Genomic DNA, 15,219 nt, shown 5'->3' with positions numbered 1-15,219 from the left:
AAGTGGCTGAGACAGGTGTACCGGTGCTCGTTTCGTTTCTTGGCAGAGCCACCCTGACGGGGCGCATTTGGCAATAACGCAGTGATAACGCTCTTCCAGATACGTTCAGTGTCTCCAAGCTCATGGCATCAGGAGCCGATCATGAACAATTCTGCGGATAACACTTCACATAAGAGCCAAGTATGGCGGGAACTAGTTCTCATACGCGTCACTAATGCCAGGGCCATGATGGCATGGATCAAAACCCTTGACCTTCCCGCCGACCAACAGAGGTCTCCGGAAGCACTAGCTGCCCTAGACGACGGTATCGAGAAGCACTTGTTGGCAGCCGAACAAGCAGCAATCAATCACGGCATTGGGGCCGGTCGCGCCGCTTCCGGAACTGCCATGGAATCCGCGCTTGGGAGCCTGCACGCAGCTGACGAGCTTCTACTGCGAAGGGCACCTGCCGCATATGTAAAGGGGCGGCTCCCGGACATACACTCGGACGTCCGCAAGTACCTCGACGGCAACGATCCCCGAAGAATCCGCGTCGAAAAGATTGTCCATGAGGGAACCGGCGCTTTGAACGAAGAGGGCAAAGAAAACTTGGCCATCGCGGTGGCAGCCGCCCATACCAGCTCCCGATTGGAATACGCACAAGTACGAACCTTTCGAAATACACTACTTATCACCGCATTGACCCTCCTCGCGATCTCCGTGGCGGTAGCGGTGCTGGGATGGTTGCGTCCCCAAGATTTGGCCTTATGTTTCTATCCACAAGAACTGAACAAAATCGTGTGCCCCACCAACGAGAGCCGCTTTGATCCGGCCGCAGCTGCGCGAGATGGCACCGACGTCGACGAAGTAGTCGCCCAAGCCGCGCGTGCAAGCGATGTCTTGCTCATTGAGTTTGTCGGTCTTGTAGCAGCGGCGCTCTCCGGGTCCGCCTCACTAAGGAAAGTGAGGGGATCGAGTACACCGTTCAGCCTGCCGGTGGCGTTGGCCATCGTAAAACTGCCCACGGGAGCACTGACCGCTGTCGTCGGTCTACTTCTCATGCGCGGAGGTTTTGTACCTGGACTCTCGGCCCTGGATAGCTCCGCTCAAATTTTGGCCTGGGCAGTCATATTCGGCGCCGCACAGCAACTCATCACCAAGTTCGTCGACCGCCAAGCGCACGCTGTGCTCAATCTCGTCGGAGGAAAACCACACAGCACTGCTGAAAGACCCGCTACGGAATAAAGGCTCGAGAACAGTGTTGGGTAGGCAACCAGCCGCCGATGAGCGTGTAAGTACCCCCCGGGTGAAATATCAGGACGATGTAAAGGCAGCATCATGCAAAAAGGACCACTGCAGGATAAACCCACCCTCGAAAACTATCTTGAGTGGCTCGAAAAAACCTGGGATGGCGATAACCGTGAGCTCAGACCAGGACGTTTCTTGCATCAACAACTGGATTTGCTGAATCACTTTGAATCCTCGCCTTTTTGGTCCGGGGTGCAACGCGGGCTCTCTGGCTGGGCCGAAGAATATAGCGAAACGAATGGCCATCGACTGTTCTCCGGGCCGGCATCCGCGAGGCTGGATATGAAATCCTGGGACTCCTTCCTCAACAAGACATGGCGCGAAAACGTTCTCAACAATCGGAATTGGCCTCGTGAACCCGACCTCGGCTGGGTTCTACCGGACACTTGGTTCGAGCGGTTTTGGGATATCATCAGGACACGTTTTACCGTCCGGTATTTGGACGGCGTGAAGTTTTTGGTCGATAAAATCGATGAGCAGGCAAAAGCTAGTTCAATCAATCCGAGCGTTCAAGCAAAAGCAAAAGACACGGGATACTATGCAATACACATAATAATACCTCAGGAATTTGAAGTGATTGGATTAGATTACCTAGGACCTGAACTCCGACGGAGTGAGGTCGAGATCCAAGTCACCACCGAACTACAGGACATGGTCGGCAAGTTAACGCATAAGCATTTTGAAAAGGACCGCACAAACCTCTTAACTCCTAGCGCCCGTTCATGGCAGTGGGATTATGACAGGCCGGAATTTAGCCCCTATTACCTCGGCCATGTCTTGCACTGGGTTGAGGGCATTATCATGAACCTGCGCGATCCAAACCCTGCTATGGACAATCTTGATGAATAAACCCCTAGCCCTGGGTTGTACGGTCCTTCGAGACACGATAGTCGTCGCGGAGCCTTCTCTGACCGGCTCACCGACCCTGGATGACATCCCCCTGAACCATACGATCAAAACCCCGCACGACGTCCTTCGCCTCATTGCAGCGCGTGCGGAACGCCTGGCTGACCAACATATTGCAACTGTAGGAATCGCAATCGGTGGACATGTTAATCCCAAGACCGGAAGGGTCGTTTATGCTCCAGCCCTTGCTCCCAAAGGTCAGGACTGGACTGACATCAGTGTCAAGTCCGATCTGGAGGCACTCACTGGCTTACCGGTATTCCTCGACAATGACGTTAATTGCATGGTCTATCACTATGCAAAAACCAGTGCATCAGTCGAGGAAGGCAGCAATATCATTGCCGTGTACATTGCTCCTGAGGGACACGGATTAGGCAGTGGGATAATTGCTGGCGGGAATTTGCTGCGCGGCATGACTGGCGGCGCCGGCGAATTCGGACACGTCATCGTCCAGCCGACAGGAGCACGTTGCAGATGCGGCTCACGCGGATGCCTGGAGGCTCTGCTGTCAGCTGCGAATATCACCCGTGAAATTAATTGGGGACGGAGAAACAACGTCAGGACACTTGCTGAGGCTGCACATCTTGTCACCAAGCGCGATTCGGCTGCGATTTCTGCCTTTACTCGCGCAGGTCGCAACTTCGGGCAGGGTTTAGCTGTTCTTATTAATCTTTTCAATCCGGCGTCGATTGTGGTCGGGGGTCCTGAGCCGTTCCTGGGCCAGGACTCACAGCACCCATCGGCAACACTTTTCCAAACAGCGTTCAATGATGCGGTCACGGACTACGCTTTCAGTGACATGAGCAACTGCCGGATAACAATTGCTCGTCTTGATCCCTTTATAGCAGCCTCAGGTGCTGCCCTGATGGCAACTGACATGCAGCGCACCTAGTATCGCCTTCGACTATTGGCTGGTGCCATCATGCATGAGCTTGTCGAAACCCCGCGACGGGTTAGAGGTCGGCGAGGAGGGTTGTGGGGTTTTCGATGGCGTCGGCCACGAAGCGGAGGAAGCCGGCTGCCGTTCCGCCGTCGCAGACGCGGTGGTCGAAGGTCAACGTCAGCTCGGTGACCTTGCGGACCGCCAGTTCACCGTTCACAACCCAGGGCTTGTCGATGATCCGGCCCACCCCAAGGATGGCTACCTCCGGGTGGTTGATGATCGCCGCCGACCCGTCCACCCCGAACACCCCGTAGTTGTTCAGCGTGAACGTGCCACTGCCGAGCTCGGTCGGCGTGGCCTTGCCCTGCCGGGCCACGTCGGTCAGCCGGCGAATTTCCGCGTCCAACTCGCGGGCACTCAGCTTCTCAGCAGACCGGACCGACGGCACCACGAGACCACGATCGGTCTGCGCAGCGATGCCGAGGTTGATCCCGTCGAAAGAGACGATCTCCTGCGACCCGTCCTGCCCGGTCTCGATACGAGTGTTCAGCTCCGGGTACATCTTCAGCCCCGCGGTGACAAAGCGGGCAATGAACGCGAGCAGGCCCGGCACCTCGGAACCACCGGCCTTGAGCCCCTTGCGAAGCTCTCCGAGGGCAGTCGCGTCGACGTCCACCCAGACTGTCGCCTCGGGGATTTCCGACCGGCTGCGGGTCATGTTCGCTGCGACGGCCTTGCGTACGCCCCTGACCAGAGTCCGGGAGGAGACGGCGAGGCCGGTGCGGGCGTCGGTTCCCTCCGGTGATCGAGCCTGTCGAGATCCAGGAGCCCCGGAGGTTTCGGCAGGCTTGGTTTCGCTCCCCACCCGCTCCCTAACCTCGCTAGCTCGGCCAGGGGACCCTGCGGTCGTGGCCCCAGGCTCAACCACCGGGCTGGGCTCAACCACCGGGCTCGGCTCAACTACCGCCGGGTGGATCGCCGCTTCGACGTCTTTGCGCATGATCAGGCCACCGTCGCCGGAGCCCGGGATTTCGCCGAGGTCGACGCCGTGCTCCCGGGCCATGCGTCGGACCAGCGGGGAAATCACTGCGCCGAGCTTGCCGGGGACGCGAGTACGCAGGAGGGTGAGGTCGTCCTCCGTGGGCTTGGTTTCGGCAGGCTCAACCACCGCCACTGATGACTTGGGTGCCCGGGTGCGTCGGGCTACGCCGTGGCCGCCAGGGGTTCCGTAGCCGATCAGGACGTTCCCGGACCCGGCCTTTTCTTCTTCACGATAGGTTTCGGCCTCTTTGGTTTCGAGAGGCTTGGTTTCGACAGGCTCAACCACCGGGTCGCCCAGTTCGGTTTCGACGGGCTTGGTTTCGACAGGCTCAACCACCGGCTCGCCCACCGAGGTTTCGACAGGCTCAACCACCGAGGAAACCGGCGTCACCGAGATCAGCGGCTTCCCCACGTCCAGGGTCTCCCCCGGCTGCCCGTGCAGCTCAGCCACAACCCCGGCATAAGGCGACGGCACCTCTACCGTTGACTTGGCCGTCTCCACCTCCGCAATCGGCTGGTCCACGGAAATCGTGTCACCCACCGCAACATGCCACGACACCAGCTCCGCCTCGGTCAGCCCCTCGCCCAGGTCCGGCAACAAAAACACGCGTGCTTCACTCATGGTCAGTTCTCCCACTGCAGATCGTCAACGGCGTCGAGGATGCGGTCCACGCCGGGCAGGTAATACTTCTCAAGCTTCGGCGCCGGATACGGGATGTCGAACCCGGTCACGCGGCGGATCGGGGCCGCCAGGTAGTGGAAGCAGCGCTCCTGCACCCGGGCCACGATCTCGGAGGACACGGACGCGAAGCCGTGCGCCTCCGCGATCACCACGGCCCGGCCGGTCTTCCGGACCGACTCGCAGACCGTAGCGTCGTCGAACGGCACAATGGTGCGCACGTCGATGACCTCTAGGGAGCGCCCTTCCAGCGCGGCGGCCTCGGCGGCGGCGAGCGCCGTGGGGACGGACGGCCCGTATGCGATCAGCGTCGCGTCAGTGCCGGAACGCGCGACGGCGGCACGCCCCTCAGAGGACTGCCCCGCCGAAGCAGCAGAAGAGTAGGAGGACCGAAGCTCGGACAGGTCCACCAGGTCCTTGGACCAGTACAGCTTCTTGGGCTCCATAAACATCACGGGATCGTCCGAGTCGATGGCCTCGCGGAGCATCCGGTACCCGTCCGCCACGGTGGCCGGAGTGAACACCTTCAGCCCGGCGGTGTGGGCGTAGTAGGACTCGGAGGAGTCGCAGTGGTGCTCCACTCCCCCGATGCCGCCGCCGTAGGGCACCCGGATCACCAGCGGCAGCTTCACCGCCCCCTTAGTCCGGTTGTGCATCTTGGCCACATGGCTGACGATCTGCTCGAACGCCGGGTACGCGAACGCGTCGAACTGCATCTCGATCACCGGGCGCATCCCGTTGATCGCCATGCCCACGGCCATGCCCACAATCCCGGACTCGGCCAGCGGAGTATCAAAACAGCGCTGCTCGCCGAACGTCGCGGTGAGCCCGTCGGTGATCCGGAAGACGCCGCCCAGCATGCCCACGTCCTCGCCGAACACCAGGACGGAGGGATCGGCGTGCATCGCGTCAGCCAGGGCAGTGTTAAGCGCCTTGGCAAGAGTGACCGGCTGCGGCCCGGCGGCTTCCGCCGAAGCCGCGGCCGACGCGGCGGCACGGGCAGTAGCGGCAGAAACGTTGCCGTTGGCCTCGGACGAGGTGGTGATGGTGGGGCTCACTTGGCGGCCTCCTCGGTAGATGATGCGGCGTCGCGGGCAAGTTCGTCGGCGAGCAGGGCGGACTGTTCCTTCAGCTGCGGCGTGGTCTTGGCGAAAACATGGCGGAAGAGCTCCTGCGGGTCCACCGGCACGTCCTCGCTGAGGCCGTCACGCAGCTGCGTGGCAACCGCTTCCGCCTTCTCGCGGATCCGCCGCTCGCCGTCGTCGTCCAATAGACCGCGGTCCGTAAGGTAGGTCCGCATCCGGTTCACGGGGTCCTTGGCCCGCCACTCGGCAACTTCAGCGCTCTCCCGGTAGCGCGTGTCGTCGTCGGCGTTGGTGTGCGCCTGCATCCGGTAGGTGTGCGCCTCCACCAGCAGGGGGCCGGAGCCTTGCCTGGCCAGTTTCACAGCCCGGTCCAGGACGGCGAGGAGCGCGACGACGTCGTTGCCGTCCACGCGTTCACCGGCCATGCCGTAGCCCACGGCTTTGTGCGCGAGCGACGGCGCCACGGACTGGTGTGCCAGCGGCACCGAGATGGCGTACTTGTTGTTCTGGACGAAGAAGATCACCGGCAGGTGGAAGACGGCGGCGAAGTTCAGGGCCTCGTGGAAGTCGCCTTCGCTGGTGGCGCCGTCGCCGCACATGGCCAGCACCACGGTGTCCTCGCCGCGGAGCTTGGCCGCGTGGGCAACGCCGACCGCGTGGAGCAGCTGGGTGGTCAGCGGCGTGCACTGGATGCCCACCTTGTGCTCGATGGGGTTGAAGCCGCCGTGCCAGTCGCCGCGGAAGATGGTCATCACCTGGACGGGATCCACGCCGCGCGCCATCACGGCGACCGCATCACGGTAGGTGGGGAACATCCAGTCGCCGCCGGACAGGCACAGGGCGGCCGCCACCTGGCAGGCCTCCTGGCCGTGGCTGGACGGGTACACGGCCATGCGGCCCTGCCGGACCAGCGCAGAGTTCTGGTCGTTGACGCGGCGTCCGACGACGAGCTGCTCGTACGCTGCCAGCAGTTCAGCATCGCCGGGCAAAGGGTACTCGTGGCCGGGTTCGGTGCCCTGCTCACCTTCGGGCTTGAGCCGGCCGTCCGGGTCCACCATCTGGATCTGGTGCCGGGCCGGGAGCATGTAGTCCTCCACCGTGATCCCGAACTTCTTGACAGCCTCGGTGAGGGCGTCCTCGGTTGGCGCGTTGCCGGCCTGGTTGGCCTTGGCAGTGTCCGGTGCGGTGTGGTCTGCGGAGATCGTCATTGGTCCATCCTTCGAAAGCCACTATTTACTCCCAGTATTGACCCGGGGAAGGTTTCGTATCCAGCGTCTGCGGGAATCGTGGAGAAGCTGGCTGTTTCTGGTCCTGCGGGAAGACGAATTGTAAGTGTGGCGCAGGTTACCGGCAGCGCCGTGGACAAAATGGCGGCTGGGGATACTGGGCTCAAGCCGGCCGAACCCACCCACCTCCACTGACGCCTGAATTCCCCGACCTGATCTCCCGGCCGTGAACCGCAGAGCGGAGGATAATGGCTTGCATAGCCCAAGGAAGCGAAGCGCATGAGCAGCCATGACATTGGCTCGGAGAGCCGCGCGGCTCCGATGGCCGCACCGATACATGGTGGCGGCGCCGGACCGGCGATGTCTGCTGCGGCGGAGGTGTTCAAGGCCGTGGCCCATCCGGTCCGGGCACAGATCCTGGAGCTGCTCTCCCACGGCGAGTCCTCCATCCCCGAACTCTGCGAAGGCACGGGAGTGAAGGCCACACACCTGGCGCGGCACCTCACCCAGCTGCGCGGGCAGCAGCTGATCCAGCGCCTCTGGTCCGACGGGCGCCTTGTCTACCGGCTCGCATACCCGGAAGCCGCCGGCCTGCTCGCCGCTGCCCGTTCCGTACTCCAGGCCCGGACGGCATCCGCCGACGGAGCCCTGCGCCCCGCGCCGGAGGAGTTACCGGATCCGGCCTTGCTGGATGAACAGTTGTCCAAGCTGGAGTCACTTCTGGCCTCGCGCTCGGTGATCGCGGAGGCCCGCACAGCGATCGCCGCGCGGAGCGGCTGCACCCCGGAAGAAGCAGCCGCACAGCTTTTCGGGACAGCACGCACCCGCGGCGTCACCCTGCTGCAAGCCGCCCGGGACGAACTTGGCAGCGGGCAGGAACAGCGCCAAACCTGACCCTCGGCACTCCCCCGTCTGCCCGGTTGCCAAAGCAATCAAGTGCCGCCAGCCTGCCCCTTGGAGTAAAGGTTCGTCTCTTTTCAAAAAGCCCTTGACCCCCACTTACGGGAGGGCCACACTCGGATGGTCGTGATTGACGAAAACGTCAATCAGTCAATGTCGGAAGATTTCTTCCGTTCATTACAGGCAGGAAGCTCCGCATCAGGTGGCAGGGATTTCCCGTGGTTTGGGGGCTCGTGGTGCGGCGACGGATGCGGAGGGGACAGCGCGGTCCCCTCCGCCTCTGGATCACTCCTCGCGGTCAGCCTTCCCTGCGGCTGGCGGGGACTGGGACTTGCGTCATCCGTCCCGCGGGCGAGGCGGCATTTCACATACCGGGAATGACTAAGAGTGGGGTAACTGTAATGGGCATCGACAAGCTGTGGGACCGGCTCGAGCCAGAAACGCGGCAGTGGCTGCTGGACAATCCGGGGTGCAGAATCCTCCCCCGGACCATCGCAGCGGAAATCAAAAAAGCCACTGGCGCCGAGTTCGAACAGGACCGGCACGGTGAGAGCATCCTCTCCCCCAGCGACTGCGACTTCATCCGGCGTGCAGCGGAACTGCATGATGCCCAGCGGCGGTAACCTGTCGTCTCCGCTGCCCTGAACGACGACCCGTTGTTGCCGGCCTTCCTGAAGGCCAGTATCCACTCCCAGTGCCCTGCCGCGGGAGGTTCGTATCCTGTGCCTGCGGGATCCGTGGAGAAGCTGGCCGATTCTGCCTATGCTGGAAGACGAATTGTAAGTCTCACCAGAATCGCCGAACAGGGGCCGTGGACAAATGGCAGCCAGGGATGCCGGGACGGAACCCGTACCGTTGGACGACATTGACCGCAGGATCATTACCGAACTCACCCGGGACGGCAGGATGTCCGTCACCCAGGTGGCGGAGAACGTCCACATCTCCCGGGCGCATGCGTACACCCGGATCGGCAGGCTCACGAGCGAGGGGGTGCTGTCCCGGTTTACGGCGCTGGTGGATCCCATCAAGGCGGGTCTCCGGTCGTCCGCCTATGTGACCCTGAAGCTGCGGCAGGATTCCTGGCGGGAGCTCCGTGACCAGCTGGGCGCCATCCCCGAGGTGCACCACATCGCCCTGGTGGGCGGCGACTTCGATGTGATCCTGCTGGTCCGCGCGGTGGACAACATCGACCTGCGGCGAGTCATCTTCGACCAGCTGCAGTCCATGCCCGGAGTACTCGATACACAGACGTTCCTGGTGTTCGAGGACGTGGATACCCGCTGAGCTCCGGGGGCGAGCTCGCACATCCAGGGTCAGGCTGTCCTCCTCCATAAGGCCGGGGATTACTTTTGCCACAAGATGGGAAGCTACTTAGCCGCTCGATTGGAAACCGGGTGACCCTCTCGATTAACGTTGGCTGCAGTCCCCTTAACAAGTACTCATCAGTTGCGTAAAGGGACTGGGAAGGCCCCGCGCTAGTCACATTGCTGCGGGGCCTTTCACTTGGCCTGGATATCAGTACACTTCGCGAATTGTGCCGCCTCGCAGCTGGCTCTATAAAGGGGAACCTTACGGATGATCTGATTGATGATTTAGTTCGCCGTGCAGCACGCGCCATGCCCACGACAGGGGCGTCAGCGGCAGAAAGTGTCCCGAGCAGGGGCCGGACCTGGTGTCGTTGATCGACTGTCACTTCGTTGTGGAATCGGCAAAACTTTCGAATTTGGCCGCGCTACCCAGTTCGCTGAATCGACAGCAATATCGCAAAAACCTCATCGAAGCCGAAGTGGTCGCCACCGAAAGTCCTCTTCTACTGGCCTTTCTGCAGAGCTTCGGAAGCTTCAGCGTAAAGCAAGTACTGCCCAGAACCGGCAGGAAAAGTAGAGTACCCGCTACTCGTGTCCGCGCCGGAGCACACCTCTAGCCTCGAGGAAAGGGCCGCGCTGCCGCGGTGCGGAATGAACGTCGAGTGGGGGCAAAAACGTGACAGTACAACCGGCATCCGGAAGCAAGCGCATGGAACGCCCTGGGTTTCTGTTGGACCTGATCACAGGAGCGGACACAGAAGTGGCGTCCGTGCAGCGGCTGGCTGATGCCGCTGCACTGGCGCTCACCGGATCGGCGGCGACCGCAGTTGATTGTGCCGCCACAATGGTGTACCCGGGAAGTCCACCCGTCACTGCTGGCAATACCAGCACGGCCGTGAACGTGGCGTCCTCCGAGGACCGGTATGGCGATGGTCCCATGGAGCAGGCGGCTGCGACGGCAGGACCCGTGGTAGTGACAACCGACGGCACGGCCCAGCGGTGGCAGGCGTACCGGCGCCGGCTGGCGGGCTCCGGGTACGGAGGGGCGCTGGCTGTTCCGTTAGCGCTTGAGGCGCGGACCACCTGCACCCTGGTGTTCTTGGGGCCGGCGGGGTTCGAGTTCACGTCTGAGCTGGTGGGCGAGGCCACGTGGCTGGCGGGGCTCGCATCGTCCAGCATGAAGCTGGCCTTGGAGGTGCGAAGCGTCCGTTCCGCTGGAGATAATCTGAAGACGGTTCTGGAAAGCCGCACCTCTATCGATGTTGCGTGCGGGGTGATTATGGCACAGAACCGCTGCTCCTACAGCGAGGCGTTCAGCAAGCTTGCAGGAGTGTCCCGGCAGCGGAACCTGAAGGTCCGTAGCGTTGCGGAGAACATTCTCAAAGCGATGGCCGGCGGTTCGCCGGGGACCCGGTTCGAGCCTCCAATGCTGGCGTAGCGGACTTCATCGCAATGCTGCGCCCAGGAGCGGCGGTTCAATTCCGGCTTTGACTTTCCAATTAGTGGCGTGCCTTTGCATAGGTCCGTCGCCGAGAAGGCAGCGGCCCCCACCGATCCCAGCATTCTGCCAGGGGCTACAAGGTAGTCGGTGATAGTCGTACTTGCTCCCTTCGTCCTGCCCGGGATTGCCTCAAGCAACGAGCTACGTGATCAGGCGCGAGATTGCGTGAAGAATCACCCGAAGGTTGGGCCAAGGTTTGTGCACAGGAGCCCGAAAAGCGGCACACGAGCTAGTGCTCCCTGCGGGTCTCCTGGAGCCGCTTGATAAACCAGCGCGACTGCTCCGGTCCGTAGGGCAGGACCGGTATGGCCTTAGTGGCATCACTCGGAGTATCTCGTATCGACTGCCGCGCCTGGCGAACCGCGGTGGTCATGGTATTCGCCATGGTTTTGACAAACTGGTCGCTGCACGGCTTACCGTGCCCGGGAATTAGGAACTCGTAGCGGTGGCGCAGCGCTGAGATGTGCCGGAGCGCGTCCGCCCACTCCTCCGGGTAGGAGTCTTCAAAGGACGGATGCGCGCCCTGTTCCACAAGGTCGCCTACGAATAAGGTAGTGGGTGTACCGACCAGCAGGTCGCCGTCAGTGTGGCCGCGGCCCAAATGGAAGAGCGTAGCGGTCAGTCCGCCTAGATCCACCAATACGGGCTGGTCCTTCACGATGGCGTTGGGCACCACGAGTTCCACGTTCTGACCTTCTCCGGCTGACATCTCCGGTTCCAGTGTCCCGACGAAGCGGCGCTGGAGGTCCCCTCGCTCATCAATTTCAGTGGCGCAGTGCTGGTGACCCCAGAATTCGGTGACGCCAGCTTCGGCGAATACTGCGTTGCCGAAGAAGTGGTCGTAATGGGGGTGGGTGTTGACGACGACGAGAGGCAGTTGAGTCTTCTCCCGGACCGCTTCCAAGATCTCTTGGCCCTGCCGAGGACCGCAGCCGGTGTCAATTACCATAGCCCGTTCGGATCCTACAATCAGTCCGGTATTGAGCTGCGATCCTTCGGTGACCAGCAAATAGTTGTTCGCGCCGACTTCGAGCCATTCCCACATTGTTTCTCCGTACCTCCGTCAAAGCAGTGTGCGTTCGTCTAGGCGTCGATTGTACCCACCGATCCTGGGTTGACCTGGCCAAACCCCCGGAATCCCTCAACGCTTGAACCTGTCGAAACCGTACGACCGCTGGACGCCAAGCCTTCACATTGGCTCACTTTTCGACCGTCACCGACATCACGAGTGAAGGGGTGCTGTCTAGGTTCACGGGGCTGGTTGACACCCGATCAAGGCGAGTCTCCGCTCGTCAGCCTACGCGACGCCGAAGCGGAAGCAGGACGCGTGCCGCGAGCTCCAGCTCGGCGCTATCCCCGAGGACTACCTCAGTGGCCCTGTAGGCGGCGACTTCGACGTGATGCTGCTGCTCCACGCCGTAAACAACGTCGCGCTGCGACGGGCCATCTTCGACCACCTGCAGTGGATGCCGGGAGTGCTGGAGACTCAGACGTTCCTGGTCTTCGAGGACGTGGACACGCGCTAATTGCTGTGCCGGGCCTTTACCTTGATGATGCCCACGGCCCAAAGTCCCACACCCGCGAGTGATGCCACCATTCCGTCCAGTGCTACTGCGTATACGGTGATAGTCATTCCGCCACTCCTTCGTAATGCCGTGCCCTAATGGATTCAAGCTGCGCCCGAAAGCTCGGCCTCGGCCGAAGGCTCGACTAGGATTGTGGTCGAAATTTGGGCACTCTCAAAGAACGGAGCAGCAAACGGCGAGACACTCGCGCGACCTTTTTCTATCTGTACCCGTCGACGATTGCGGCAGCAATCTCCTTGTAGGCACGTCGAGTTTCAGGCTTGAGCACGTCCAGAGTGACCAGGTCGCCGTCCGCAACACCACGATCATGCGGAACGGCGATCAACTCGCGGCAGATACCGGAGAGGTGTTCCTCGATAGCGTCCTTGTCCACCCGGGAGGAGACTTCATCTTTGTCCGTGATCACCACAATGGCATTCCGCGCCAGGTCCTCATACCCGTGGCCTGCCAGCCACTGCAGAGTGCTCCGAGCCCTCTTCGCACCACTGACAGCGTATCCAGCCGCGATCACCAAGTTGTCTGCGGACTGCAGAATTCCACTCATCGCGTTGTGGGTTACGCCAGTACCACAGTCGGTCAGCGCGACGGAGTAGTAGCTGGAGACAAGCCTCCGGATGCGCAGGTATTCGGCAGCCGTTAGTGAATCCGAAACCTCCGGATCCTGCTCCCCCGCGACCAGGTGTAGCCGGCCGGCGTGATGCATGTATCGGGCAAGGGCCGTGAGCGAGTCAATGGATTCAATGTTTTCCAGCAAATCTGTGATTGTCCTCGGGCTGGACTGCTGGTAGATGCCTTCACCCAATGCGCGTTCCACAAGATCTCCGGAGTCGGGATTTGCGTCGATTGCGCACGGAGCGTCTCCGCGGTATTCGGCCAAGGTTAAGCCAACACCGACAGTGGTCGAGGTTTTACCGATGCCACCTTTGAGGCTCAGGATAGCTGTGTTGTAGCTGCCTTGGAGCTGACGCGAAATGCGTCGGGCCAACTCGTCTTCTTGCCGCTGCTTAGCACCTGGCCCCAGGTTCCATGCTCCGCCGGTCATCTTATAGAGGGCACCACGGAACCCACCTACCGGGCGGGGCTTCTGTTCTTTGACGAATAGTCCGGGCGAGCTGATGAAACCTGGCATAGGGCTTTCGGCGATAGCGTCCGCCACTGTGGGTCTGGAACGCCGATAAACCGGGGTTTCACGCGGGGCAGCGGACGCAACTTCCAGCTCGATTGCACCAGAGACCGAGGGAATGGCTTCCGAGTCGGTCGATTGAGCTGATACCGGTGGACGGCTGGGGGCTGCCGGCTTTGCAGCGTCCGCTGCGGCTGCAGCTTCCGCCCAGGAGGTGCGGCGCGTCATCGGCTTGCCTTCTGAGTGGCTAGAAGCGTTGGGTGTTACAGCTGGCATGGTTCCTGTCCGGGTATCCGACAAATCGCCGTCGGCGCGACGAAAGTCGCGGCGTCGGCGCAGTCGTGGCTGCCCTGCATCCTCTGTATGGGCGCGTGCGTTCTGATCCGCCGCATCTGGCATTAAGTCCCCCCAGGAGATTCGGCAAAATTTTCGCAGCACTGGTTCAGACATTAAGTCTAAGGGCCTCAGCGGGAATGCCTGATCAGAACCTGCTGAAGGCATTCCCAACGGCGGCGGCAGTCAGGATGAGCAGGACAGCCAGGACGGCGTAACCGTGCCATCTGGGGCGGCCCTTATGAGGATTGATGTCAACGTATGGCACAGCTAGCGGCGGTTACCTCGTGATGAAACGGGGGCGGTAAACCGGATTGCGCGGCGCTTCAATCGCAACATTTGATGTATGACAAAAAAGGGAACCAGCAACGTGCCAAGCATGGTACATAGAGCAATAGCAAATTCGTGAATAGCCACAACAGCCTCCATCGGTCACAGTGATCCCCATCGATCACGACCTAACCACGTGACTCGTCCTTTGACAAGTCACGTTAACAGCTCCCTCTGCTCATGGAGACTACGGAGAGAGGGCGATCACCACGGTTGTTATCGTCACTGCAGCAAGAACGGTCAACGCACAAAAGGAGAAGATGCGGTACCGCGCCTGCCGCAGATCCCAGCGTGACGTTCGCGTATAGGCATAGCGCGTGTGATTACCCATGCAACGGATAGTACTGAACACATCCTCAAGGTTTGATCAAGTCACAGTCATTGTGACGACGCGCGGCCATGACAAAACACAGGATGCTAAACCCTTCTATTGCCATGTCAATTCGGCGGAGGCGCTTGATGATGAACGGGCCCGTTCAGGACCAGCGCTACATTTAGGATCATGCTTCAGCGGAGATATGACACCGAACTCGATTGCGGCCTTCAGTGCGTATTCGCCAATCTGAATGTCGTCGGCACGCCTGACAACCCGCTCCGAACGCCAGCACCAGTCGTTCACAGGCCCACAGCGGTCGCAAAATGCTTTGACCCTAATCCGGCCTTTACGGATATAGATCCTGTCACAGAATGGTGTGCATATGTCCAGGAGAACTGCACGGCGGTGCCGTTGGGGTAGCAGGCGAAAAGACCGCTCACATGTGCACCGTGGCCCCCTTTATCCAAACAGAATCTATGCCAGATCTCGCGTCCGCCGCTCCTAAGAGCCATGGCCCCCAAATAGTTCACCGCTAAGACCACGGTCACACTGAAACGGATAGCTTTGCGCTGTTGTAAGGCGTCCCCTAAGTGGCACAATCCGTGACTTGATATACGTATCAACACGTATGAATTCTTGGCCTAATGAGCGAATAGGACTTCCTGCACCGGCTTCTGCGAACTCAGCTGAGGTCGGCAGTCGCCGCGGTCTCATTG

At 61.1% G+C, this 15,219-nt stretch carries 12 protein-coding genes and 1 pseudogene; 8 read left to right on the top strand and 5 right to left on the bottom strand.

The features are described 5' to 3' along the window. Positions 1–141 precede the first annotated feature (141 nt). The 3 genes from AC5RWA_RS02400 to AC5RWA_RS02390 all read left to right on the top strand — a co-directional run bounded on the left by AC5RWA_RS02400 (position 142) and on the right by AC5RWA_RS02390 (position 3,085). Positions 142–1,224 carry a hypothetical protein gene (locus AC5RWA_RS02400; protein ID WP_494056408.1) on the top strand — a complete coding sequence of 361 codons (1,083 nt, stop codon included), beginning with the start codon at positions 142–144 and terminating at the stop codon, positions 1,222–1,224. A 93-nt stretch (positions 1,225–1,317) separates the two neighbouring features. Continuing rightward, complete coding sequence (locus AC5RWA_RS02395; RefSeq protein WP_494056407.1) at positions 1,318–2,136, top strand: hypothetical protein; 819 nt, start codon at positions 1,318–1,320, stop codon at positions 2,134–2,136. Beyond that, positions 2,129–3,085, top strand: a complete 957-nt coding sequence (locus AC5RWA_RS02390) for an ROK family protein (protein ID WP_494056406.1) — start codon at positions 2,129–2,131, stop codon at positions 3,083–3,085. Before AC5RWA_RS02395 ends, AC5RWA_RS02390 begins: the two co-directional genes overlap by 8 nt. 61 nt (positions 3,086–3,146) lie before the next feature. On the opposite strand, the gene AC5RWA_RS02385 is transcribed toward AC5RWA_RS02390, so the two are convergent. From AC5RWA_RS02385 to AC5RWA_RS02375, 3 genes are read right to left on the bottom strand one after another with little or no spacing between them, the layout of a single operon-like run. Beyond that, a complete protein-coding gene (locus AC5RWA_RS02385) occupies positions 3,147–4,739 on the bottom strand; it encodes a dihydrolipoamide acetyltransferase family protein (protein WP_494056405.1) in 1,593 nt (530 codons plus the stop codon). A 2-nt stretch (positions 4,740–4,741) separates the two neighbouring features. Further along, positions 4,742–5,854 carry an alpha-ketoacid dehydrogenase subunit beta gene (locus tag AC5RWA_RS02380; RefSeq protein ID WP_494056404.1) on the bottom strand — a complete coding sequence of 371 codons (1,113 nt, stop codon included), beginning with the start codon at positions 5,852–5,854 and terminating at the stop codon, positions 4,742–4,744. After that, positions 5,851–7,089 carry a thiamine pyrophosphate-dependent dehydrogenase E1 component subunit alpha gene (locus tag AC5RWA_RS02375; RefSeq protein WP_494056403.1) on the bottom strand — a complete coding sequence of 413 codons (1,239 nt, stop codon included), beginning with the start codon at positions 7,087–7,089 and terminating at the stop codon, positions 5,851–5,853. The genes AC5RWA_RS02380 and AC5RWA_RS02375 overlap by 4 nt, the downstream gene beginning before the upstream one ends. Positions 7,090–7,386: 297 nt before the next feature. On the opposite strand from AC5RWA_RS02375, the gene AC5RWA_RS02370 reads away from it, so the two are divergent. From AC5RWA_RS02370 to AC5RWA_RS02355, 4 genes are all read left to right on the top strand, one after another. After that, positions 7,387–8,001: an ANTAR domain-containing protein gene (locus AC5RWA_RS02370; protein ID WP_494056402.1), complete on the top strand. Its 615-nt coding sequence runs from the start codon at positions 7,387–7,389 to the stop codon at positions 7,999–8,001. Between the two features lie 407 nt (positions 8,002–8,408). Then, the gene (locus AC5RWA_RS02365) at positions 8,409–8,630 is read left to right on the top strand and encodes a hypothetical protein (protein WP_115526443.1); all 222 of its coding nucleotides are present in this window, start codon (positions 8,409–8,411) and stop codon (positions 8,628–8,630) included. A 196-nt stretch (positions 8,631–8,826) separates the two neighbouring features. Next, positions 8,827–9,291, top strand: a complete 465-nt coding sequence (locus AC5RWA_RS02360) for an Lrp/AsnC family transcriptional regulator (protein WP_494056401.1) — start codon at positions 8,827–8,829, stop codon at positions 9,289–9,291. A gap of 732 nt (positions 9,292–10,023) precedes the next feature. Next, a complete protein-coding gene (locus AC5RWA_RS02355) occupies positions 10,024–10,752 on the top strand; it encodes an ANTAR domain-containing protein (protein ID WP_494056400.1) in 729 nt (242 codons plus the stop codon). A gap of 292 nt (positions 10,753–11,044) precedes the next feature. On the opposite strand, the gene AC5RWA_RS02350 is transcribed toward AC5RWA_RS02355, so the two are convergent. Beyond that, positions 11,045–11,860, bottom strand: a complete 816-nt coding sequence (locus AC5RWA_RS02350; protein WP_494056399.1) for an MBL fold metallo-hydrolase — start codon at positions 11,858–11,860, stop codon at positions 11,045–11,047. A 149-nt stretch (positions 11,861–12,009) separates the two neighbouring features. On the opposite strand from AC5RWA_RS02350, the pseudogene AC5RWA_RS02345 reads away from it, so the two are divergent. Further along, a pseudogene (locus AC5RWA_RS02345) lies at positions 12,010–12,341 on the top strand (transcriptional regulator). A gap of 259 nt (positions 12,342–12,600) precedes the next feature. Here the strand turns inward: AC5RWA_RS02345 and AC5RWA_RS02340 are convergent. Continuing rightward, positions 12,601–13,923, bottom strand: a complete 1,323-nt coding sequence (locus AC5RWA_RS02340) for a MinD/ParA family ATP-binding protein (protein ID WP_494056690.1) — start codon at positions 13,921–13,923, stop codon at positions 12,601–12,603. Positions 13,924–15,219: the final 1,296 nt, after the last annotated feature.

It is taken from the genome of Arthrobacter sp. 210 2 (assembly GCF_059093025.1).
Note: the sequence above shows the minus strand (reverse complement) of the source record. Positions and strands in the feature narration are given on the sequence as shown.